23 protein-coding genes are annotated in these 18,301 nt (G+C 65.8%); 15 read left to right on the top strand and 8 right to left on the bottom strand.

All coding sequences use genetic code 11. From position 1 onward, the window contains the following. Positions 1 to 13: 13 nt before the first annotated feature. A complete protein-coding gene (locus tag RCF13_RS22025; protein WP_061478260.1) occupies positions 14 to 406 on the bottom strand; it encodes a response regulator in 393 nt (130 codons plus the stop codon). A 133-nt stretch (positions 407 to 539) separates the two neighbouring features. On the opposite strand from RCF13_RS22025, the gene RCF13_RS22020 reads away from it, so the two are divergent. The 3 genes from RCF13_RS22020 to RCF13_RS22010 all read left to right on the top strand — a co-directional run bounded on the left by RCF13_RS22020 (position 540) and on the right by RCF13_RS22010 (position 2,581). Further along, the gene (locus RCF13_RS22020) at positions 540 to 953 is read left to right on the top strand and encodes a hypothetical protein (RefSeq protein ID WP_271162700.1); all 414 of its coding nucleotides are present in this window, start codon (positions 540 to 542) and stop codon (positions 951 to 953) included. A gap of 158 nt (positions 954 to 1,111) precedes the next feature. Further along, complete coding sequence (locus RCF13_RS22015; protein WP_231352104.1) at positions 1,112 to 1,633, top strand: ferritin-like domain-containing protein; 522 nt, start codon at positions 1,112 to 1,114, stop codon at positions 1,631 to 1,633. Positions 1,634 to 1,672: 39 nt separating this feature from the next. Continuing rightward, complete coding sequence (locus RCF13_RS22010; RefSeq protein WP_049416476.1) at positions 1,673 to 2,581, top strand: manganese catalase family protein; 909 nt, start codon at positions 1,673 to 1,675, stop codon at positions 2,579 to 2,581. Positions 2,582 to 2,702: 121 nt separating this feature from the next. On the opposite strand, the gene RCF13_RS22005 is transcribed toward RCF13_RS22010, so the two are convergent. Next, complete coding sequence (locus tag RCF13_RS22005) at positions 2,703 to 3,020, bottom strand: KGG domain-containing protein (RefSeq protein ID WP_134967924.1); 318 nt, start codon at positions 3,018 to 3,020, stop codon at positions 2,703 to 2,705. 303 nt (positions 3,021 to 3,323) lie between these two features. Between RCF13_RS22005 and RCF13_RS22000 the strand changes: the two genes are divergently transcribed. The 3 genes from RCF13_RS22000 to RCF13_RS21990 are packed head-to-tail and all read left to right on the top strand — an operon-like array spanning position 3,324 to position 5,282. Beyond that, a complete protein-coding gene (locus RCF13_RS22000) occupies positions 3,324 to 3,791 on the top strand; it encodes a BLUF domain-containing protein (RefSeq protein WP_134967923.1) in 468 nt (155 codons plus the stop codon). Then, positions 3,788 to 4,555: a DUF72 domain-containing protein gene (locus RCF13_RS21995; RefSeq protein ID WP_134967922.1), complete on the top strand. Its 768-nt coding sequence runs from the start codon at positions 3,788 to 3,790 to the stop codon at positions 4,553 to 4,555. The genes RCF13_RS22000 and RCF13_RS21995 overlap by 4 nt, the downstream gene beginning before the upstream one ends. Beyond that, positions 4,548 to 5,282: a DNA-formamidopyrimidine glycosylase family protein gene (locus RCF13_RS21990; RefSeq protein WP_134967921.1), complete on the top strand. Its 735-nt coding sequence runs from the start codon at positions 4,548 to 4,550 to the stop codon at positions 5,280 to 5,282. The genes RCF13_RS21995 and RCF13_RS21990 overlap by 8 nt, the downstream gene beginning before the upstream one ends. Before the next feature lie 39 nt (positions 5,283 to 5,321). Here RCF13_RS21990 and RCF13_RS21985 read toward each other — a convergent pair whose 3' ends face one another. The 3 genes from RCF13_RS21985 to RCF13_RS21975 form a co-directional block, all read right to left on the bottom strand. Further along, positions 5,322 to 5,819, bottom strand: a complete 498-nt coding sequence (locus RCF13_RS21985) for a DUF892 family protein (protein WP_134967920.1) — start codon at positions 5,817 to 5,819, stop codon at positions 5,322 to 5,324. A 112-nt stretch (positions 5,820 to 5,931) separates the two neighbouring features. Next, positions 5,932 to 6,348 carry a low affinity iron permease family protein gene (locus RCF13_RS21980; RefSeq protein ID WP_134967919.1) on the bottom strand — a complete coding sequence of 139 codons (417 nt, stop codon included), beginning with the start codon at positions 6,346 to 6,348 and terminating at the stop codon, positions 5,932 to 5,934. Beyond that, positions 6,345 to 6,599: a hypothetical protein gene (locus RCF13_RS21975; protein WP_134967918.1), complete on the bottom strand. Its 255-nt coding sequence runs from the start codon at positions 6,597 to 6,599 to the stop codon at positions 6,345 to 6,347. The genes RCF13_RS21980 and RCF13_RS21975 overlap by 4 nt, the downstream gene beginning before the upstream one ends. Positions 6,600 to 6,869: 270 nt before the next feature. Between RCF13_RS21975 and RCF13_RS21970 the strand changes: the two genes are divergently transcribed. Beyond that, positions 6,870 to 9,551, top strand: coding sequence for an excinuclease ABC subunit UvrA (locus tag RCF13_RS21970; RefSeq protein WP_231352102.1), 2,682 nt, complete (start codon positions 6,870 to 6,872; stop codon positions 9,549 to 9,551). Here the strand turns inward: RCF13_RS21970 and RCF13_RS21965 are convergent. Then, on the bottom strand, positions 9,548 to 9,829 hold the full coding sequence (locus tag RCF13_RS21965; RefSeq protein WP_134967917.1) for a hypothetical protein: 282 nt from the start codon (positions 9,827 to 9,829) through the stop codon (positions 9,548 to 9,550). The genes RCF13_RS21970 and RCF13_RS21965 overlap by 4 nt on opposite strands. Before the next feature lie 313 nt (positions 9,830 to 10,142). Between RCF13_RS21965 and RCF13_RS21960 the strand changes: the two genes are divergently transcribed. Together RCF13_RS21960 and RCF13_RS21955 are read left to right on the top strand one after the other, a co-directional pair. Further along, positions 10,143 to 10,358: a hypothetical protein gene (locus tag RCF13_RS21960; RefSeq protein ID WP_019659700.1), complete on the top strand. Its 216-nt coding sequence runs from the start codon at positions 10,143 to 10,145 to the stop codon at positions 10,356 to 10,358. Continuing rightward, the gene (locus tag RCF13_RS21955; protein ID WP_061478250.1) at positions 10,346 to 10,645 is read left to right on the top strand and encodes a hypothetical protein; all 300 of its coding nucleotides are present in this window, start codon (positions 10,346 to 10,348) and stop codon (positions 10,643 to 10,645) included. The genes RCF13_RS21960 and RCF13_RS21955 overlap by 13 nt, the downstream gene beginning before the upstream one ends. A 43-nt stretch (positions 10,646 to 10,688) precedes the next feature. Here RCF13_RS21955 and RCF13_RS21950 read toward each other — a convergent pair whose 3' ends face one another. Next, a complete protein-coding gene (locus RCF13_RS21950) occupies positions 10,689 to 11,000 on the bottom strand; it encodes a hypothetical protein (RefSeq protein ID WP_061478249.1) in 312 nt (103 codons plus the stop codon). 237 nt (positions 11,001 to 11,237) lie between these two features. After that, positions 11,238 to 12,191 carry an alpha/beta hydrolase gene (locus RCF13_RS21945; RefSeq protein WP_061478248.1) on the bottom strand — a complete coding sequence of 318 codons (954 nt, stop codon included), beginning with the start codon at positions 12,189 to 12,191 and terminating at the stop codon, positions 11,238 to 11,240. 168 nt (positions 12,192 to 12,359) lie between these two features. Between RCF13_RS21945 and RCF13_RS21940 the strand changes: the two genes are divergently transcribed. From RCF13_RS21940 to paoC, 6 genes are all read left to right on the top strand, one after another. Continuing rightward, the gene (locus tag RCF13_RS21940; RefSeq protein ID WP_134967916.1) at positions 12,360 to 12,929 is read left to right on the top strand and encodes a TetR family transcriptional regulator; all 570 of its coding nucleotides are present in this window, start codon (positions 12,360 to 12,362) and stop codon (positions 12,927 to 12,929) included. Between the two features lie 62 nt (positions 12,930 to 12,991). Next, positions 12,992 to 13,468, top strand: a complete 477-nt coding sequence (locus tag RCF13_RS21935; RefSeq protein ID WP_021202431.1) for a nuclear transport factor 2 family protein — start codon at positions 12,992 to 12,994, stop codon at positions 13,466 to 13,468. Between the two features lie 78 nt (positions 13,469 to 13,546). Beyond that, complete coding sequence (locus RCF13_RS21930) at positions 13,547 to 14,278, top strand: hypothetical protein (protein WP_134967915.1); 732 nt, start codon at positions 13,547 to 13,549, stop codon at positions 14,276 to 14,278. 223 nt (positions 14,279 to 14,501) lie between these two features. Then, entirely contained in the window at positions 14,502 to 15,149 is a 648-nt protein-coding gene (gene paoA / locus RCF13_RS21925; protein ID WP_231352099.1) for an aldehyde dehydrogenase iron-sulfur subunit PaoA, read from the top strand. Then, positions 15,146 to 16,096 (top strand): xanthine dehydrogenase family protein subunit M, encoded by a 951-nt coding sequence (locus tag RCF13_RS21920; protein ID WP_134967913.1) that lies wholly within the window; start codon positions 15,146 to 15,148, stop codon positions 16,094 to 16,096. The genes paoA and RCF13_RS21920 overlap by 4 nt, the downstream gene beginning before the upstream one ends. After that, on the top strand, positions 16,096 to 18,300 hold the full coding sequence (gene paoC, locus RCF13_RS21915) for an aldehyde oxidoreductase molybdenum-binding subunit PaoC (protein ID WP_134967912.1): 2,205 nt from the start codon (positions 16,096 to 16,098) through the stop codon (positions 18,298 to 18,300). Before RCF13_RS21920 ends, paoC begins: the two co-directional genes overlap by 1 nt. Position 18,301: the final 1 nt, after the last annotated feature.

Genomic DNA, 18,301 nt, shown 5'->3' with positions numbered 1-18,301 from the left:
GCTGCGGTTGGGGTCAGTGTGCGGAAGGGGGTGCGCAGGCGTCGCCCACCACGCGCCGCACCGTCTCCTGCAACTGATCGACGTGGAACGGCTTGGCCACGAAGGCGGCGCGGCGGTGGCGCTGTGGCACCAGCTGGTCATAGACCGCAGAGACGAACAGAAAAGGGATGCCAAGTTCCGCCAGGCGATCGGCGACTGGAAACACCACGCCGTCACGAAGCTCGACGTCCAGCACGGCGCCGTCGAACCGCTGGGTGTCCAGCAGCCCCAGCGCGTCGAACACGCTGTAGGCGTGTGTCACCTGGTCGCCTGCCTCCTCAAGTGCATGTTCCATCAGTACTGCCAGGTCGAGCTGGTCTTCCACCAGCAGCAGGTTGCATCTGCGCTGGCTCATTCCGGATTGCATGTGTGCAGTCTGTATTGCTTCGGGAGTGCCAGTCTGTGCTGTGCAGCATCAATACGGCGCGTGCGGGTTGTCAGCCCCGCGCGAAGCCCGTGCAGCGCGCTTCCAGCACCGTCGAGGCAGCGTGCAGGGCCGGATGGCGTTCGTTGACGGCGCCTTGGCGCGTGCCATGGATACTGCCGCCGTCCCCCGCATTGGAGCTTCTCTCATGCCGCTATCTGGAACCGATTCTGCTTCCCCACGCGTGCTGCGTGTCGAGTGCATGCCGCTCGACTGCGGTGGCACTGCGATCGTAGTGGAACTGGACCGCATGCCTGAACGCACGTGGATGAAGTCGCTCAAGCGGGCGCTGCAGGCCGACGATCTCCTGGAGGGCGCGCACGCCAAATTCGATGGGCGCTTCGTGTATGTCGTGGGCGTGGAAGGCGGCGCTCATCGTATGCAACATCGTGTGGTACAGGCGCTGGTGGCAACGGACGCTCCGCGCGCGTCGGGCGGCAGCCGGCAAGGTCAAGCCGGCGGCGCGGCACTGTCCAGCCCGATGCCCTGATCGCGGACCGGGGCCAGCCCGCAGTCCGTGCATGTTATCGCTGCATCAGGGCCGCGTGCAGCGGCCACCTCCAGCGGTTCACAGCGCCCGACAAGGCGGTGATTGCCAGCGCTCCACCATGTTCTCCGGAGGCATGTCGCCCCAGACCGGAGATCGAGATGGCGGACCACAACGACACCCGACGCGAACGCCTGCTGAAATGGCTGCAGGATGCCTACGCCATGGAACAGGAAGCGGAGACCATGATGAAGGCCATGGCTTCGCGGATCGAGAACTACCCCCAGCTCGCTGCCCGGATCGGCCAGCACGTCCAGGAGACACAGGGGCAGGCCGCTTCCCTGCGGCAGTGCATCGAGGCGCTGGGAGGAAGCGCGCCCACCGCAAAGGGATTGTTCGCCAGCATGACCGCCGCCATCCACGCCGCTGGCAACACCCTGATGGAAGATGAGGTAGTCAAGAGCGTGGGCCTTTCGTTCGGCTTCGAGAACACCGAGATCGCCACGTACCGGGCGCTGGTGATCGCTGCCGAGCGCGCCGGCGCGCCCGACATTGCGGCGGTGTGTGGCCAGATCCTGCAGGAAGAGGTTGCCATGGCGCGCTGGCTGGAGGACCACCAGGACGGCCTGGTCGGTGCGTTCCTCAACCGTGACGAAACGCCTGGCGCCCAGGCCAAGCGTTGACCGCAAAGCCAGCCCACGCCAGCCACTGGAGAAATCCTCATGTTCTTTCATCACAAGAAACTGATGTATACCGTGCGCGTCCGCGAATCCAATCCGCAGCTCGCCAGCCTCATGCTTGAGCAGTTCGGCGGCCCGCAGGGCGAGTTGGCCGCCGCGATGCGCTACTTCACCCAGGGACTTGGCGAATGCGATCCCGGGCGCAAGGACCTGTTGATGGACATCGCCACCGAGGAGATCAGCCACTTGGAGATCATCGGCACCATCATCGCCATGCTCAACCGCGGGCCCAAGGCGATCCAGTCCGAAGGGCTTGCCGAGGCCGAGGACATGCGGCTGCTGGGCCAGAACAGCACCAGCCACACCGAACAGATCCTGTACGGCGGCGGCCCGGCGCTGGTCAATTCCAGCGGGGTGCCGTGGACAGCCGCCTACATCGACTCGATTGGTGACCCCAGCGCCGACCTGCGCTCGAACATTGCGGCCGAAGCGCGCGCCAAGCTGGTGTATGAGCGCCTGATCAACGTCACCGACGACCCGGGCATCAAGGATGCGCTGCGCTTCCTGATGACCCGCGAGATCGCCCACATGAAGTCGTTCGAGAAGGCGCTGCACAGCATCCAGCCCAACTTCCCACCGGGCAAGCTGCCGGGGGATCCCGCGTTCACCGATCTGTACATGGACATGTCGCAGGGCGACGGCGCCGACGACCTGCAGGGCAGTTGGAACAGCGGCGAGCTCTGGGAGCGGGTCAGCGACCGCGAGGCACAGGCCGCTGTGGACGGTGGCGACGGCAGCGGCACGGTAGACCTGGATCCGCGCGAACAAGCGGCGGTGCAGGCCATGACCCTGCGCACGCTCTCCGACCCGGAAGCGCGGCCGACCACCGGGGCCGAGCTGGGGGCCGGCCCAGGCGCGGGCGCACTGGACCTGCCGCCACGCGAGCCGTGAAAAACCTGGGGCGCCCACCTGCGGCGCCCCAGTTGAAACGCCCGTGAGTGACGCGAGGGCGCACGAAAGTGGGCGGACATCACGTCCGCCCACGAAGGGGTACATCGGGTTTCAATGCCGATCAGCGCTGCTGGCCACCGCGGCTGTTGCCGCCGCCACGTTCCTGCTGTTGCTGCCCCTGGTTGCCGCCCTGGTTGCCACCACCGCGACTGTTCTGGCCGCCTTCGCGGCCGATGTCAGCCATGTGCTGGCGGTCCTGGCTCACTGTTTCGCCGCCCTTGCGGCCGGCTTCGCGTGCTTCTTCCGAGCTGAATTCATGGGCGTTACCTGACTCGTGCGCGGCACGTCCACCCTTGGCGGCGATCTCGCGCTGCTTGTCCTCGTCCATCGAAGCGAAACCGCGGTTGCTGTTGCCCTGGTTCTGGTTCTGGTTGGCCATGGAAAGTCTCCTTGGGTTCAGCCGCCCGATTGGCGGCAGCGACCATCTTCCAGATCCGGCGCTAGACGGCGGTGGCATGGCTGCCAGCGTGGCGTCATCCGGAAGCCCGGGATTCCTTATCCTGCCTCCACGAACCATGGTGCACGCGTGTGCGCACCGGCAGACACGTCTTCCGCAACCCAACCGCGCGTCAACGCGATGCGGAAGGGACACGCCACTGTTCGACGCAGCGTCCACACCGATCTCACCGCGCGTACGCTCCGCGTGGCTATGGTAGAGCGGTCTGCAACAACCGGTGGTGCCATGCCTTTTCGAGCAATTGCCTACGCAAGTGAAGCCTCCCGCAACCTGACGGAACAGCGGCTGCAGCAGCTTGTGGCGGAGGCGGTGCAGTTCAACGAATCCGTCGATGTCACCGGTACACTGCTGTTCGATGGCTCGCGCTTCCTGCAGTACCTGGAAGGCCCGGAGGCAGGAATCAAGGCCGCTTACATGCGCATTCTGGGAGCCAGCAGCCACAGTGGGATCGTCGAGCTGAACCGGGGCAGGGTGGGGCGTCGACAGTTTCCGCACTGGCGGATGCGCAGCGTGCGGGTGGACGAGCTGGCGCTGGGAAAGGTCGCCATCTCCGACTGGACCGGCTTCGTGCGCAGCGCGTCGGCGCTCGACTCGGGGAAGAGTGCACTGGATCGTCTGCTGTCGGTTTCGCAGTCGCACACGGAGGCAGGTGTGGGCGGCATCACGGAACCGGACGGGCAGCTCGCACGATGAAGGCCACAGCCGCCCCGGTTGCGCCCGCCCCACCACGCGTCGGCTGTGCGGGTTGGTCGCTGCCGCGGGCGGATCAGGAAGCGTTCGGCGCGGGCGACAGCCTGCTGCAGCGTTATGCCACACGCCTGCCGATGGTGGAGATCAACTCGTCCTTCTATCGACCGCACCAGCCCAGGACTTACGCGCGATGGGCCGCGAGCGTGCCGGAGGGCTTCCGGTTCGCGGTGAAACTGCCGCGCGAGATCAGCCATGAGCGTCGGCTGCGCGATGCGATGCAGCCGTTCGAACAGTTCCTGGATGGCGTGCTGGCGCTGGGTGGAAAGCTGGGGCCGCTACTGCTGCAGTTGCCGCCCAGCCTGGTGTACGACACGATCACGGCCGAAACCTTCCTGCGGGGCCTGCGCGCCCGCACGCGGGCCGATCTGGCGTGCGAGCCGCGCCACCCGAGTTGGTTCACGCCGGAGGTCGATGCGCTGTTGAGTGCGCATGGCGTTGCACGGGTTGCCGCGGATCCGGCACGGGTGCCGGCGGCAGCGATTCCCGGCGGTGACCGCACGTGGAGCTACTGGCGCTGGCACGGCCAACCGCAGATCTATCGCAGTGCGTACAGCGAGCAGACCCTGGCGAAGCTGGCGCAACGGCTGCAGCGCGAAGCCGATGCGCAACGGCCGGCCTGGTGCGTACTGGACAATACCGCACTCGGCCACGCCACCCGCAACGCCCTGCGCCTGCAGGCGCTGCTGCAGAAGAACGCCCATGCCTGAAGGTCCTTCCATCGTGCTGTTGCGGGAAGCGGCGAGCCATTTCAAGGGGCACGTGGTCCGCACCGTGTCCGGTAACAGCCGCATCGACCTGTCACCGCTGCAGGGCCGCCGGGTCAAGGCGGTCCGCAGTTGGGGCAAGCACTTCCTGCTGGAATTCAGCCGCCACACGCTGCGCATCCACCTGATGATGTTCGGCAGCTGGCGCATCGACGAACGGAAGCCAACCCCGCCGCGTGCATCCCTGATGTTCGACAATGGCGAGCTGAACTTCTATGCGTGCTCCGTGCGGCTGATCCACGAGCCGTTGGACGATGTCTACGATTGGCGCGCGGACGTGATGAACGAGGCCTGGGATCCGAAGCTGGCCCGGCGCAAGCTGAAGGTCCTGCCGGACGTCCTGGTCTGCGATGTGCTTCTGGACCAGAGCGTCTTCGCCGGCGTGGGCAACATCATCAAGAACGAGGTGCTGTTCCGGATAGGCGTGCATCCCGCCTCCCGGCTGGGCGACCTGCCGCCACGAAGGCTTACCGCCTTGATCGAGCAGGCTCGCGCCTACAGCTTCGATTTCCTGGAGTGGAAGCGCCGCTTCGAGCTGAAGAAGCATTGGCAGGTGCACACGAAAAAGGTCTGTCCCCTGTGTGGTGGCCCGATCAGCAAGCTCTATCTGGGGACGACGCGGCGACGCACGTTCTTCTGTCCCAATGATCAGGTACTGTACGGGACCTGAGGCTGCCGTCCGTGGCAGCCGTATTCCGCGGCGCGCCGATCAGGCGGCCTGTGCAGCCTTGGCGTTGCCGCCGCCCTTGGCCAGCAGGGTCAGCTTCTCGTCGGTGGCCTTTTCTTCCTCCAGCGTCTCCAGCAGCAGCGGCAGGGCGTCCTTGTAGCCCAGCTGCTTGGCCAGCGCGGCGATGGTGCCGTAGGACGCAATCTCGTAGTGCTCGACCTTCTGCGCGCCGCCAATCAGGGCCGCATCCCGCACCGGTCCCTTGTCGATGCTGTCGATCACTTCCTTGCCTTCTTCCACCAGGCCCTCCATCGCCGCACATTTGATGCGCTTCAGGCGAATGCCCAGGATCTCCACCACCTGGTCGATGCGCTCGATCTGGCCCTGGGTTTCTTCCAGGTGCGTTTCGAACGCTGCGGCCAAGTCCGGGTTCTCGGCCGCACGGGCCAGGCGCGGGAGGGCCTTGGTCAGCTGCTTCTCGGCACTGTAGATATCCGAGAGTTCATGGATGAACAGGTCTTCCGCCGTCTTGATAGCCATACTGGGCTCCGCAGTGAGTGGAGTGCTCAGCGTAGGTCCTGCCCGGTTGCGATCGGGCAGGGGCCAGGTGAAGGCGGCATGTGAGCGCCCGCAGGATTACTGCGCACGGTCTTTACGAGAGTGCGCCCGAACCACACGGCATGCAGCGCTCCTTCCTGGACTTGATGTCTGCAGCGGTCTTCGCCAGTGCCTCGTAGCGCTGGCGAATGTCCTCAAGATGCGCCGGCTCCATCGACTCCAGGTTCAACAGCTCCTGGTTGGCGTCCATGCTGACCCGGATCAGTTCATCCAGCTTGATGTGCAACGCGGCCGTATCGGCGTTCTGCGTGTGCTGGATCAGGAACACCATCAGGAAGATCACGATGGTTGTTCCCGTATTCACCACCAGCTGCCACGTGTCATTGAAGTGGAAGGCCGGCCCGCTGGCAGCCCAGGTGATGATCACACCCAGCGCCGCGACGAATGCCCCCAGGCTGCCGGACAATCGCGCCGTCGCGGCCGCGACACGGGCGAAGCGGTGCCGCATCACGCGTCACCTCCCGCGGCCTCCTCATCCGTGCGGCGATCTGGCAGCCTGACCCGCTCACCCAGGCGCTTGTCCTGCTCGTCCGGCGTTGGCGCAGCGACGAAGGGGGAGATCGGATCACTGGCGGGGAAGGTTTCCTGCAGCGCTTCGTCATGATTGCGGTGGTTGTGCAGCTTAGCCTGCAGCGGACTGACAGGATCGGGGCGCTGCGCCTCCGTGTCCGGATGGGGAAGGTCTTTCTGGTCGCGTTGCATGGTGCATCTCCAGGTTGATCACCACCTCGCAGGTGGCGGGGCCAGCATAGGAATGCGTTGTGAGCGGCCCCATCAAGGGCGGGGCAACGTGGCGTCAATCCTCAGGCAACGCGCGTTAACAATCAGCGTGGCGGCGCGGTCTGCGTCGGCCATGGCGTTCTGATGCGGCACGTGGTTGCGCACCCCCTCACGCCATTCACCCCGCAACAGCGAGAATGGCCTACCGGGCGCACCATGCGCGATCCGCCCACCGAATGCAGGAATGCTGAGATGTCCAACACCCCCTTTGGCGAATCGTCATGTGTTGCCGCAGCCAGCGGCTGCATCGAGGTCCGCGGTGCGCGCGAGCACAACCTGAAGAATGTCGATGTCTCCATTCCACGCAATGCACTGGTGGTTTTCTCCGGCGTGTCGGGATCCGGTAAGTCCTCGTTGGCCTTCGGCACGGTCTTCGCCGAGGCGCAGCGGCGCTACTTCGAATCCGTCGCGCCGTACGCGCGTCGCCTGATCGACCAGGCCGGCGTGCCCGACGTGGATGCCATCGACGGCCTGCCGCCGGCGGTGGCCTTGCAGCAGCAGCGCGGCGCGAGCAATGCGCGCTCGTCGGTGGGCAGCGTGACCACGCTGTCCAGCCTGGTGCGCATGATGTACTCGCGGGCGGGGGCCTACCCGGCCCACCAGCCCATGCTGTACGCCGAAGACTTCTCGCCCAACACCCCACAGGGTGCCTGCAGCACCTGCCACGGCCTGGGGCACGTCTATGAGGTGACCGAAGCGCTGATGGTGCCGGACCCATCGCTGAGCATCCGCGAGCGCGCCATCGCCTCCTGGCCACCGGCCTGGCATGGCCAGAACCTGCGCGACATCCTGGTCACGCTGGGCTACGACATCGATGTGCCGTGGAAGAAGCTGCCGAAGAAGGACCGGGACTGGATCCTGTTCACCGAGGAAACCCCGACCGTGCCGGTCTATGCCGGGTTCACGCCCGCCGAGACCCGCGCCGCGCTCAAGCGCAAGCTCGAGCCCAGCTACATGGGCACGTACACCGGCGCACGCCGCTACGTGCTGCACACCTTTGCCAACACCCAGAGCGCGCTGATGCGCAAGCGTGTTTCCCGCTACATGGAGGGCCGGCTGTGCCCCGCATGCCACGGGAAGCGCCTGAAGCCGGAAGCGCTTTCAGTCACCTTCGCCGGCGTGGACATCGGCGAGTTCCTGCGGCTGCCGCTGGACCAGCTGGCGACGTTGCTCGAGCCCATCGCGCAGGGCGACTTCAGTGCACACAGCCACGGCGCGCGTACCAGCAGGCGTGCAACGCCCCGCGATCGCGCCAAGCGGGCAGCAACCGGCCGCGCGACCCACGCCGGCGCACCCGACGTGCGCCTGACCTCAGCCTTGTCTGAGGAAAAGCGCCTGGCGGCGCAACGGCTGGCGGGCGGGGTCATGGCGCGGGTACGGCAACTTCGCGAGCTCGGCCTTGGCTATCTCTCGCTGGATCGCGCCACGCCCACGCTGTCGGCCGGCGAACTGCAGCGCCTGCGCCTGGCCACGCAGCTCAGCTCGCTGCTGTTCGGTGTGCTGTACGTGCTCGACGAACCGTCGGCCGGCCTGCATCCGGCCGACAGCCAGGCGCTGTACGAGGCGCTGGAACGCCTGCGCGACGGCGGTAACTCGGTGTTCGTTGTTGAACATGATCTGGAGCTGATGCGCCGCGCGCAGTGGCTGGTCGATGTGGGCCCGCAGGCAGGGGAGCATGGCGGACGCGTTCTCTACAGTGGCGAGCCCGATGGCCTGCGCAACGTTCAGGATTCGCGCACGGCGCAGTACCTGTTCGACCAGGTGCCCGCGCCGGTCAGCCGGCAGCGCAGTGCCAACAGCTGGCTGGTGCTGCAAGGCATCCATCGCCACAACCTGCACGGTGTGGATGCGCAGGTGCCGCTGGGGCTGCTGACCGCAGTGACCGGCATTTCCGGATCGGGCAAATCCAGCCTGATGGCGCAGGCGCTGCCCGAGCTGATGCTGCTGCACCTGGGGCACGAGACGGTAGATGACAGCACCGACAGCGCGCCCACGGATGGACCCAGCTTGATCGAAGCCACTCGGGGCCAGCTGGCCGGCGACGTGGACGCGATCCAGCGCGTGGTGCAGGTGGACCAGAAGCCCATCGGCCGCACGCCACGCTCCAACCTGGCTACCTACACGGGCCTGTTCGACCACGTGCGCAAGCTGTTCGCCGCGACACCCGACGCGCGCCGCCGCCGATTCGATGCGGGCCGCTTTTCGTTCAACGTGGCCAAGGGGCGATGCGAGACCTGCGAAGGCGAGGGTTTCGTCAGCGTCGAACTGCTGTTCATGCCCAGCGTCTATGCACCATGCCCCACCTGCCACGGCGCCCGCTACAACGAAGCCACGCTGAGGGTGCAGTGGAACGGCCGCAACATTGCCGAGGTCCTGCAGATGACGGTGGACCAGGCCCATGCGTTCTTCGCCGAAGAAGAAGCCATCGCCCGCCCGCTGCAGCTGCTGCAGGAGATCGGCCTGGGTTACCTGCGGCTGGGCCAGCCAGCCACGGAACTTTCAGGTGGCGAGGCGCAACGCATCAAACTGGCTACAGAGCTGCAGCGCAGCCAGCGTGGGCGCACGCTGTACGTGCTGGACGAACCCACCACCGGCCTGCATGCAGCAGACGCGGACAGGCTGCTGATGCAGCTTCAGCGGCTGGTGGACGCAGGCAACACGGTAGTGATGATCGAGCACGACATGCGTTCTGTCGCGCAGGCCGACTGGGTGATCGACGTCGGCCCGGGCGCTGGCGGCGCGGGCGGCACCATCGTGGCGGCGGGGGCACCGCATCAGGTGGCCCGCGCCAAGGGCAGCAGGACGGCACCGTTCCTGGCATCCGAGCTGGGGCAGGGTGTGCGCGAGCGGAATCATCCGGCAGGCGGCGCCTAGCCGCAGGACAGCAGCGTCCAGCAACGATCGGCAATCTCTGCCGCGCCAGGGTGGCCGCGCAGGCTTGATCGTTTCGCAAGGCGGCACTGCAGATCGTCCATCCAGGCTGACCGGGTACCGTGCAGATCTCTCACATAGATGTCGCAGGCAAGCCGGATGACCGGCGCCACTTCGTGCCGGAAACTCACCGCGGGCAACGCGCCCAGGTTGAACGCGGTTTCCCAGTGGGCCAGCTCGCGCTCCACATCGACAACGTGCCTGCTTCTTCCGCGGCTCACGGCGCCTACCCCTGTTCGAAACCTCACTGTACACGCTTGCTGCCGGGAGCCTGTTCATCACAACCGTTCATACAACGCGCTTGCCGGCACGTTCCCGTAACGGCAACAGGCCCACAGTCAATCGGCAGCACACTTGCTGCGACGGAGCAATCGTGGCGCAGCGTTCGGCTGGCTGGAGTCGTTCCGCAGGGTCCAGCAGGACGAAGCACACGTATTCGAATGCGCAAAGCGCGCCGATGCGGCATCTTCCTAGGCGTCGCATCCGGACCTGACATCGCGCAGGCGTATGCTCGGGTCATCCAGGAGCAACGCGATGACTTTTCCGATCTGCATCTACGATAGAACGGGCACGGGGCTCCGGCTGCCCGCGGGGTGGTGGATCGACCTTCAGTCCGATCTGCCCGCGCTGGTGAACGGCGCCGCACGCATCGACCTTCCGCGCTCTTCGAAAGACGAGCATCCACGCTTGGATCCAGAGGTCCTGAGGGACCTTTTCCGGCGCATCGGGGGTTCGCAATGGCTAGGTTGAATCCGGTGCGTTCCCTGGGAGTGCGGTGGCTGTTCTTCCGTCTTCGCAACGGCCAATCCATCAGTCCCGCCAGGTTGATGTCCGTCTGGTCCGAGGCTGCCGAATCCAATGAGTGCGCCGTGCGCCGCGAGATCATCGACGGCGCAGGCTACGTCTATGCCCTGTACGCACCCAACAGCCTGCTTTCCCCCCGGCGTGTGGAGCTGCGCATGAGAGCGCTGCTGGAGGAGGCGGGCTACGCCTTCACGATGGGTAGCCTGGCAGGGCGTCACCCCGGCGACGGTTGAGGCGCGGCGCTGAGGCGCCGGCCGGACAGTCCATGCGTCGCTCTCATTCGGGGCCATCAGGCTCCAGTGGTTCGTCAGGTGCGGGATCGAAGAGCGCCAGCATCCGTTCCCGCCGACACTGTTCGAGCCAGTGGTGCCATATCTCCACCTCGTCCATCAGCCCCGTGGCACCGCACGCGGGGCACGTGAGCGTCGTGCCCAACGGACTCGTCTTGAGGCCCTCGTCCTGAGTCATTGATGAGCGCAAGCCGCAGCTCTTGCAGGTCGATCGCAACTGATCGAGGCGAACGATGGCGCCATTGCGCGCAAGAAGGGGCTGGATCGCGTGGATCCGGAAGGCATTGGGAGGATGCATGGCCGTGTCGTCTGGGGCTGGACACGGGAGCAAAGGATTCTGCGCCGGAGAAGAGCCGTGAGAACGCAGTGTGCCTTGTTGGAGGTTAACCCTTCATCAAGGTGCACACCGCGCTCCATGATTGGCCTGAAATCCCACGGCCGCAATCGTGCACTGACGTGGCAGCCGGCGCTCGTCCGGTGCCGGCCCTGCCTCTGGGCAGGAAGGGCTCCGCCATCACGACGGAGCCCCGTACACTCACTTTTCCTGCAGGAACGCCAGCAGGTCCTGGTTGACCTTGTCCTTGTGGGTGTCGGTCAGGCCGTGCGGCGCACCCGGGTAGACAATCAGCTTTGCGCCCTTGATCAGCTTCGCCGATTGGCGGCCTGAGATGTCGATCGGCACGATCTGGTCGTCGTCACCGTGGATGACCAGGGTGGGCACATCGAATTTCTTCAGGTCTGCGCGGAAATCGGTGGCCGAGAACGCGGCGATCGAATCGTAGGTGTTCTTGTGGCCGCCCTGCATGCCCTGCGCCCACCACGCATCGATCAGCCCCTGCGACACCTTCGCGCCCGGGCGGTTGAAGCCATAGAACGGGCCCGACGGAATGTCCTTGTACAGCTGCGCGCGGTTCTCCATCTGTGCCTTCCGGATGCCGTCGAACACTTCGATCGGCAGGCCGTTCGGGTTGTCGGCGGTCTTCAGCATGAACGGCGGTACCGAGCTGATCAGCACCGCCTTCTTCACCCGCCCGGTGCCATGCCGGCCGATGTAGCGCGCCACTTCACCACCGCCGGTGGAGAAGCCCACCAGGGTCACATCGTGCAGATCCAGCGTATTGATCACCGTGGCCAGGTCATCGGCGTAATGATCCATATCGTTGCCGTCCCACGGCTGGCTGGAGCGGCCGTGGCCGCGACGGTCATGGGCAATGACGCGGTAGCCGTGGTTGGCCAGGAAGATCATCTGCGACTCCCAGCTATCCGAGTTCAACGGCCAGCCGTGGCTGAAGGTCACGACCGGGCCGTTCTTCGGGCCCCAGTCCTTGTAGTACAGCTGCACGCCATCGGCGGTGGTGATGTAGCTGGCGGTGCGCGCGATGCTGGTGACTGCCGCCGGCCTGGGCGGTTCGGCGGCCTGCGCGGACAGGCCGGCCTGGACCGAGAGGGCGAGGGCGGCAACGGCCAGGGTACGGGCGAAGGTGTTCATGCGGGAACTCTCATGGGTGGGTGGTGAGACGTACTTTGCGCCTGCAATCAGGCGTCCGGGTGATGAACTGTCCTGATTTCTTGATAGATCGTCTTGCACGGATGTGCGCGTACGAATCGATCGCGATCGCCCGTTGACAGGGTAGAACGAGCGTTCTACTTTGCAGCCATGAGCAAGCTCACCACCGACACCCAACAGAAGATCCTGGCCACGGCCGAGGCGCTGATCTACCAGAACGGGATCCACGCCACCGGCATGGACCTGCTGGTGAAGACCTCGGGCGTGGCGCGGAAGAGCATCTACCGCCACTTCGAGAACAAGGACGACGTGGCCGCCGCCGCGTTGAAGGCGCGCGACGTGCGCTGGTTGGCCTGGTTCCGGAACGAATGCGATAAAGCGGACACCCCGGAAGCACGCATTCTCGGCATGTTCACCGTGCTCAAGGGGTGGTTCCAGTCCGAGGGCTATCGCGGTTGTGCGTTCATCAATACCGCGGGCGAGGTCGGCGACCCGGCTGATCCCATCCGGCAGATCGCGCGTGATCACAAGCAGAAGCTGCTCGATTACACGCTGGAACTTACCGAACAACTGGATGTGGAGCAGCCGGCGGATCTGGCCCGTCAGTTGCTGATCCTGATGGAAGGCGCCATCACCCTGTCGCGCGTGATGGGTGATTTCGACGCCGCAGACACCGCGAAGGATGTCGCGAAGCTGTTGTTGGAACAGGCCAAGCGTTAGCGCCTGGGTACGCCAGATCCTTTGAAGCAATCCGTGTATCCATTTCGATTGGAGGTCTCCCCGTGTCCGCAGAACAACCCCGTCCGCCGCTTCCTCCGTTCACCCTCGAATCCGCCACCCAGAAGGTGCGTCTTGCCGAGGATGGCTGGAATTCCCGCGATGCCGACAAGGTGTCGCTTGCCTATTCGCTCGACACCCAGTGGCGCAACCGTGCCGAGTTCACCAACGGCCGGGAGGAAGCCCGGCAGTTCCTGGCACGCAAATGGAACAAGGAACTCGAGTACCGCCTGATCAAGGAGCTCTGGGCCTTTACCGAAAACCGCATTGCGGTCCGCTACGCGTACGAATGGCACGACGACTCCGGCAACTGGTTCCGTTCCTATGGCAACGAAAACTGGGAATTCGGAGAGGATGGCCTGATGCAGCGCCGCTTTTCGTGTATCAACGACATGCCGATCAAGGAGAGCGACCGCAAGTTCCATTGGCCGCTGGGCCGTCGCCCGGATGATCACCCGGGGTTGTCGGAGCTGGGTATGTGATTCCCGCTGAGGCGCCACCTGAAGCGCGCTCAGGTACGATGGGGCGGCCGGCATCCGCGCCGGCGGGCAGGGGGCGCAATGGACATGCAGGCACGGGGCGGATTCGTTCCGCCCGCGAAGACCGATTCCCAGGAACTCACGTTCCACTGGCTCTACCAGCGGGTGCAGGGGCTGGTTGAGCACAGCATCTACCCCAAGGCGGGAAGGGTGGAGACGTGGGCGTTCCGCATCGGCATGGGTGCGGCGATCATCGGCATTCTCATTGGTCAGCTTCCGGATCGATGGCTGCCTGTTGGCGCAGTGCTCCAGGTGGTGGTTGCCTGCCTGGCAATCGAAATCGGAGGGTTCATTGTCGGTGGCGTCCTGGCCGCCCGCAGGGGCATTCGCCAGTTCAGCCAGCCGCGGCTCTCCCACGCCCGGGAGATGGATGAAGACTTCGCTCACTGGCAAGCGGTGGTGACCGAGCTTCGCGGATTCCCGCGCGTCCAGCGCGAGCGGCGACTCAAGTTCGTCAGCACCTTGCGCACAAACATGATTGAGCGCATGGGCATGATGTATGGCGGCCTGCAGCGGCTGGGACCATTCCCGCTGTTGATTGCCCTCTACCTGCAGTTCCGTGGATGGAAATGGGGTGACTGGGCGGGCGCTTTCGATGTTGGCCTGCTAGGCGCACTGCTCATCTTCGCCATGGTGCTGCTGTACGTGCTGGGCTGGATGCTGATCGGCCTTCGCACCAGGCTCGATACCTACGTTGCCTTGTTGGAGGGCTCCATCCACGAGCCCGAGCCCTCCCAGTCAACGCCCTTGTAGCGTCGGCCTATCGTGTTCTTCATGTTGAGGGACAAACAGGATTGTGAGCCATCCAGTGAGGCATACGCATGGCCCAAGTTGGTAGGGTCGTATATTTCGCCGACTTCACAGATCTGTACCCCGCAGATGGGCATAGTGGCCTTTGGGTAGTGTGAGCGCGTCCATCCAGCCACGGGGGTTCCCCGAACGCCAGGAGGTCACTGTGCCAAGTTGTGATGAAGGAATGAAGTTGACGCGTCGCCAAGTGATCGCCGGTGGCGTCACGACCGTGGCGATGTCCGCCGCACCGGGGGCATCATCGCTCGCCGCCGAACTGGCGGCGCCCACGCCGCCCAGGCCCCCGGTCATCGGCACGGTGGCCTTGATCGTCAACGGCGAGCGGCGGGAGCTTGAGCTCGACACCCGGACCACGCTGCTCGATGCCCTGCGCGAACATCTGAAGCTGACCGGCACCAAGAAGGGCTGCGACCACGGTCAATGCGGTGCCTGTACCGTGCTGGTCAACGGTGAGCGCATCAATGCCTGCCTCAGCCTGGCGGTGCAGCACCAGGGCGATGCCATCACCACCATCGAAGGCCTCGGAACCCCCGATGACCTGCATCCGATGCAGGCCGCCTTCATCAAGCATGACGGCTACCAGTGCGGGTATTGCACGCCGGGGCAGATCTGCTCGGCGGTGGCGGTACTGGACGAGATCAAGCGGGGTGTCCCCAGCCATGTGCAGGCGGATGTCAGCGCACGGCCCCGGGCCACCAACATGGAAATGCGCGAACGCATGAGCGGCAACCTCTGCCGCTGCGGCGCCTATTCCAACATTGCCGAGGCGATGGCAGAGGTCGCTGGCGTGACCTCTGCAGGGAGGCGCGCATGAGGGCCTTCAGTTACGAACGCGCGAAATCCCCGGCCGAGGCCGCCAAGGCCGTCGCCGGTACCGAGGGCGCGAAGTTCCTGGCCGGAGGGACCAACCTGCTCGACCTGATGAAGCTGGAGGTCGAGACGCCAGCGCATCTGGTCGATGTGCAGGACATCGGCCTGGACAGGATTGAACCCACCGACGAGGGCGGCCTGCGCATCGGCACGCTGGTCACCAATACCGCGCTGGCCTCGCATGAGCGCGTGCGCCGCGACTACGCGGTGCTGACCCGCGCGATCGTGGCAGGTGCCTCCGGGCAGTTGCGCAATAAGGCCACCACCGGCGGCAACCTGCTGCAGCGCACGCGCTGCCCGTACTTCTACGACCCCAATCTGCCCTGCAACAAGCGCCTGCCCGGATCCGGCTGCGGCGCACTCGAGGGGTTCTCCCGGCAGATGGGCGTGATCGGCACCTCGGACAGCTGCATCGCGACCTATCCGGGCGACATGGCGGTGGCCCTGCGGGTGCTGGACGCCTCGATCCAGACCGTCAGCGGTGACGGCAGTACGCGCAGCATCCCGATTGCCGATTTCCATCGTTCCCCCGGCGACAGGCCGCAGCAGGACAACGTGCTGCAGCGCGGTGAGCTGATCACCCACGTCACGCTGCCGGAGCCCCTGGGCGGTCGGCACGTGTACCACAAGGTACGTGACCGCGCGTCGTATGCGTTCGCACTGGTGTCGGTCGCCGCGGTCGTGCAGCGAGACGGCTCGGCGCGGTTCGCCTTCGGTGGGGTTGCGCCGAAGCCGTGGCGCGTCGAGCCAGCCGAACCCCTGCTGCGCGACGGCGTAAAGGCCGCGACCCGGCAGGTGTTCTCCGGTGCCCGTCCGACGCCGGAGAACGCGTTCAAGATCGCGCTCGCCGAGCGCACCCTCGCAGCGGTGCTGGTGGAAGGAGAGCGCTGATGCCCCTTGAATTCAACGCCCCCGCCGGCGACAACCTGTTCGACAAGGCCAAGGTCGTCGGCAAGTCGACGCCGCGCATCGACGGTCCACGCAAGACCACCGGCACCGCCCCCTATGCCTACGAGCGCCACGACGTGGCGCCGAACCAGGCCTACGGCTACATCGTCGGTGCGGGCATCGGCAAGGGGCGCATCATTTCGATGGATGCCTCCCGCGCACGTGCCGCGCCCGGCGTACTGGCGGTCATCACCGCACCGGAAACCAAGCCGGTCGGCACATCGAACTGGAACAATGCACCGCTGTTCGGCGGGCCCGAAGTAGCCCACTACCACCAGGCCATCGCCTGCGTGGTGGCAGAGACCTTCGAGCAGGCCCGCGCCGCCGCGGCGCTGATCCGCACCCGCTACGAGCGCGGCAGGGGGCGCTTCGATTTCCCCGCCCTGGCGCCGTCCGCGCCGCTGGCAAAGGGGCGCGGTGGCAAGCCCGACCGGCAGACGCTCGGCGATTTCGACACCGCCTACGCGAGCGCCGCGGTCAAACTCGACCAGACTTATCACACCTCCGACGAAAGTCATTCGATGATGGAGCCGCACGCCACCATCGCCGCCTGGGAGGGCGACACGCTCACGCTGTGGACGGCGAACCAGATGATCGACTGGGCCAGGCAGGGCATGGCGGCGATCCTCGGCATCGATCCTGCCAAGGTGCGCGTGGACTCGCCCTATATCGGCGGCGGCTTCGGCGGCAAGCTGTTCATCCGTGCCGACGCGGTGCTGGCCGCGTTGGCGGCCAAGCAGGTCGGGCGGCCGGTGAAGATCGCGCTGCAACGCCCGTTGATGCCCAACAACACCACGCACCGGCACGCCACCCTCCAGCGCGTGCGGATCGGCTGCGGAAAGGATGGCCGGATCTCCGCCATCGCCCACGAGAACTGGTCGGGCAACATCAACGGCGAGGACGGCGAGAACGGCACCCTGCAGACGCCCAAGCTCTATGCGGGCGCCAACCGCCTGGTGGCCAACTACATCGCCACGCTCGACATGCCCGAAGGCAATGCGATGCGCGCACCGGGCGAAGCACCGGGCCACATGGCGCTGGAAGTGGCGATGGACGAAATGGCCGAGAAGCTGGGTCTGGACCCGATCGCGTTCCGCATCCTCAACGAGCCCGAGGTCGTACCCGGCGATCCGTCCAAGAAGTTCTCCGACCGCAACCTGGTGCGCTGCCTGCGCGAAGGCGCGGAGCGCTTCAACTGGAACAAGCACAACGCCAGGCCGGCGCAGGTCAGGGAAGGGCATTGGCTGATCGGCATGGGCGTGTCCGCGGGCTATCGCGGCGCACCGACGATGAAGTCGGCGGCGCGGGTCCGGCTTGACGGCCAGGGCGGGGTGATTGTCGAGACCGACATGACCGACATCGGCACCGGCTCCTACACGATCATCGCGCAGACGGCAGCCGAGACCATGGGCGTGCCGCTGGACCGGGTCCAGGTGACCCTCGGTGACTCCCGTCATCCTGCCTCCGCCGGTTCCGGCGGCCAGTGGGGCGCGGCAAGCTCCACCGCGGGCGTGTACGCGGCGTGCGTCAGCCTGCGCCGTAAGGTGGGCGAGAAACTGGGCTTCGACGGCGACACCGCAGACTTCGCCAATGGCCGCATCCAGGCGGGCGGGCGGACGATCAAGCTGGCGGAAGCGGGGACACTGTCGGCGGAGGACGGCATTGCCTTCGGCGACTTCAAGCAAGGCTACGACGTCGGCACCTATGCAGGGCATTTCTGCGAGGTTGCCGTGCATGCCTACACGGGAGAGACGCGCATTCGCCGCATGCTTGCCGTATGCGATGGCGGCCGGATCCTCAATCCGCTGTCCGCACGCAGCCAGGTCATCGGCGGGATGGTGATGGGTGCGGGCGCGACCCTGATGGAGGAGCTGGTGGTCGACAAACGGCTTGGCTTGTTCATCAACCACGACCTGGCCGGCTACGAGGTTCCCGTGCACGCCGACATCCCGTATCAGGAGGTGGTCTTCCTCGACACGCTGGATCCGGTGATCTCGCCGATGAAGGCCAAGGGTGTGGGCGAACTGGGCATCTGCGGGGTTGGCGCCGCGATCGCCAATGCGATCTACAACGCAACCGGCGTGCGCGTGCGCAACTATCCCATTACCCTGGACAAGCTGCTGCCCGGCTTGCCCGACGTGGGCTGAC

The organism is Stenotrophomonas maltophilia group sp. RNC7 (genome assembly GCF_030910085.1).
GTDB lineage: Bacteria > Pseudomonadota > Gammaproteobacteria > Xanthomonadales > Xanthomonadaceae > Stenotrophomonas > Stenotrophomonas sepilia.
Note: the sequence above shows the minus strand (reverse complement) of the source record. Positions and strands in the feature narration are given on the sequence as shown.

Bases quoted from the DNA above. Each gene is read 5' to 3' on its own strand.
- RCF13_RS22025 (WP_061478260.1), bottom strand. From the start codon at position 406: ATGCAATCCGGAATGAGCCAGCGCAGATGCAACCTGCTGCTGGTGGAA.
- RCF13_RS22020 (WP_271162700.1), top strand. From the start codon at position 540: ATGGCGTTCGTTGACGGCGCCTTGGCGCGTGCCATGGATACTGCCGCC.
- RCF13_RS22015 (WP_231352104.1), top strand. From the start codon at position 1,112: ATGGCGGACCACAACGACACCCGACGCGAACGCCTGCTGAAATGGCTG.
- RCF13_RS22010 (WP_049416476.1), top strand. From the start codon at position 1,673: ATGTTCTTTCATCACAAGAAACTGATGTATACCGTGCGCGTCCGCGAA.
- RCF13_RS22005 (WP_134967924.1), bottom strand. From the start codon at position 3,020: ATGGCCAACCAGAACCAGAACCAGGGCAACAGCAACCGCGGTTTCGCT.
- RCF13_RS22000 (WP_134967923.1), top strand. From the start codon at position 3,324: ATGCCTTTTCGAGCAATTGCCTACGCAAGTGAAGCCTCCCGCAACCTG.
- RCF13_RS21995 (WP_134967922.1), top strand. From the start codon at position 3,788: ATGAAGGCCACAGCCGCCCCGGTTGCGCCCGCCCCACCACGCGTCGGC.
- RCF13_RS21990 (WP_134967921.1), top strand. From the start codon at position 4,548: ATGCCTGAAGGTCCTTCCATCGTGCTGTTGCGGGAAGCGGCGAGCCAT.
- RCF13_RS21985 (WP_134967920.1), bottom strand. From the start codon at position 5,819: ATGGCTATCAAGACGGCGGAAGACCTGTTCATCCATGAACTCTCGGAT.
- RCF13_RS21975 (WP_134967918.1), bottom strand. From the start codon at position 6,599: ATGCAACGCGACCAGAAAGACCTTCCCCATCCGGACACGGAGGCGCAG.
- RCF13_RS21970 (WP_231352102.1), top strand. From the start codon at position 6,870: ATGTCCAACACCCCCTTTGGCGAATCGTCATGTGTTGCCGCAGCCAGC.
- RCF13_RS21960 (WP_019659700.1), top strand. From the start codon at position 10,143: ATGACTTTTCCGATCTGCATCTACGATAGAACGGGCACGGGGCTCCGG.
- RCF13_RS21955 (WP_061478250.1), top strand. From the start codon at position 10,346: ATGGCTAGGTTGAATCCGGTGCGTTCCCTGGGAGTGCGGTGGCTGTTC.
- RCF13_RS21950 (WP_061478249.1), bottom strand. From the start codon at position 11,000: ATGCATCCTCCCAATGCCTTCCGGATCCACGCGATCCAGCCCCTTCTT.
- RCF13_RS21945 (WP_061478248.1), bottom strand. From the start codon at position 12,191: ATGAACACCTTCGCCCGTACCCTGGCCGTTGCCGCCCTCGCCCTCTCG.
- RCF13_RS21940 (WP_134967916.1), top strand. From the start codon at position 12,360: ATGAGCAAGCTCACCACCGACACCCAACAGAAGATCCTGGCCACGGCC.
- RCF13_RS21930 (WP_134967915.1), top strand. From the start codon at position 13,547: ATGGACATGCAGGCACGGGGCGGATTCGTTCCGCCCGCGAAGACCGAT.
- paoA (WP_231352099.1), top strand. From the start codon at position 14,502: ATGAAGTTGACGCGTCGCCAAGTGATCGCCGGTGGCGTCACGACCGTG.
- RCF13_RS21920 (WP_134967913.1), top strand. From the start codon at position 15,146: ATGAGGGCCTTCAGTTACGAACGCGCGAAATCCCCGGCCGAGGCCGCC.
- paoC (WP_134967912.1), top strand. From the start codon at position 16,096: ATGCCCCTTGAATTCAACGCCCCCGCCGGCGACAACCTGTTCGACAAG.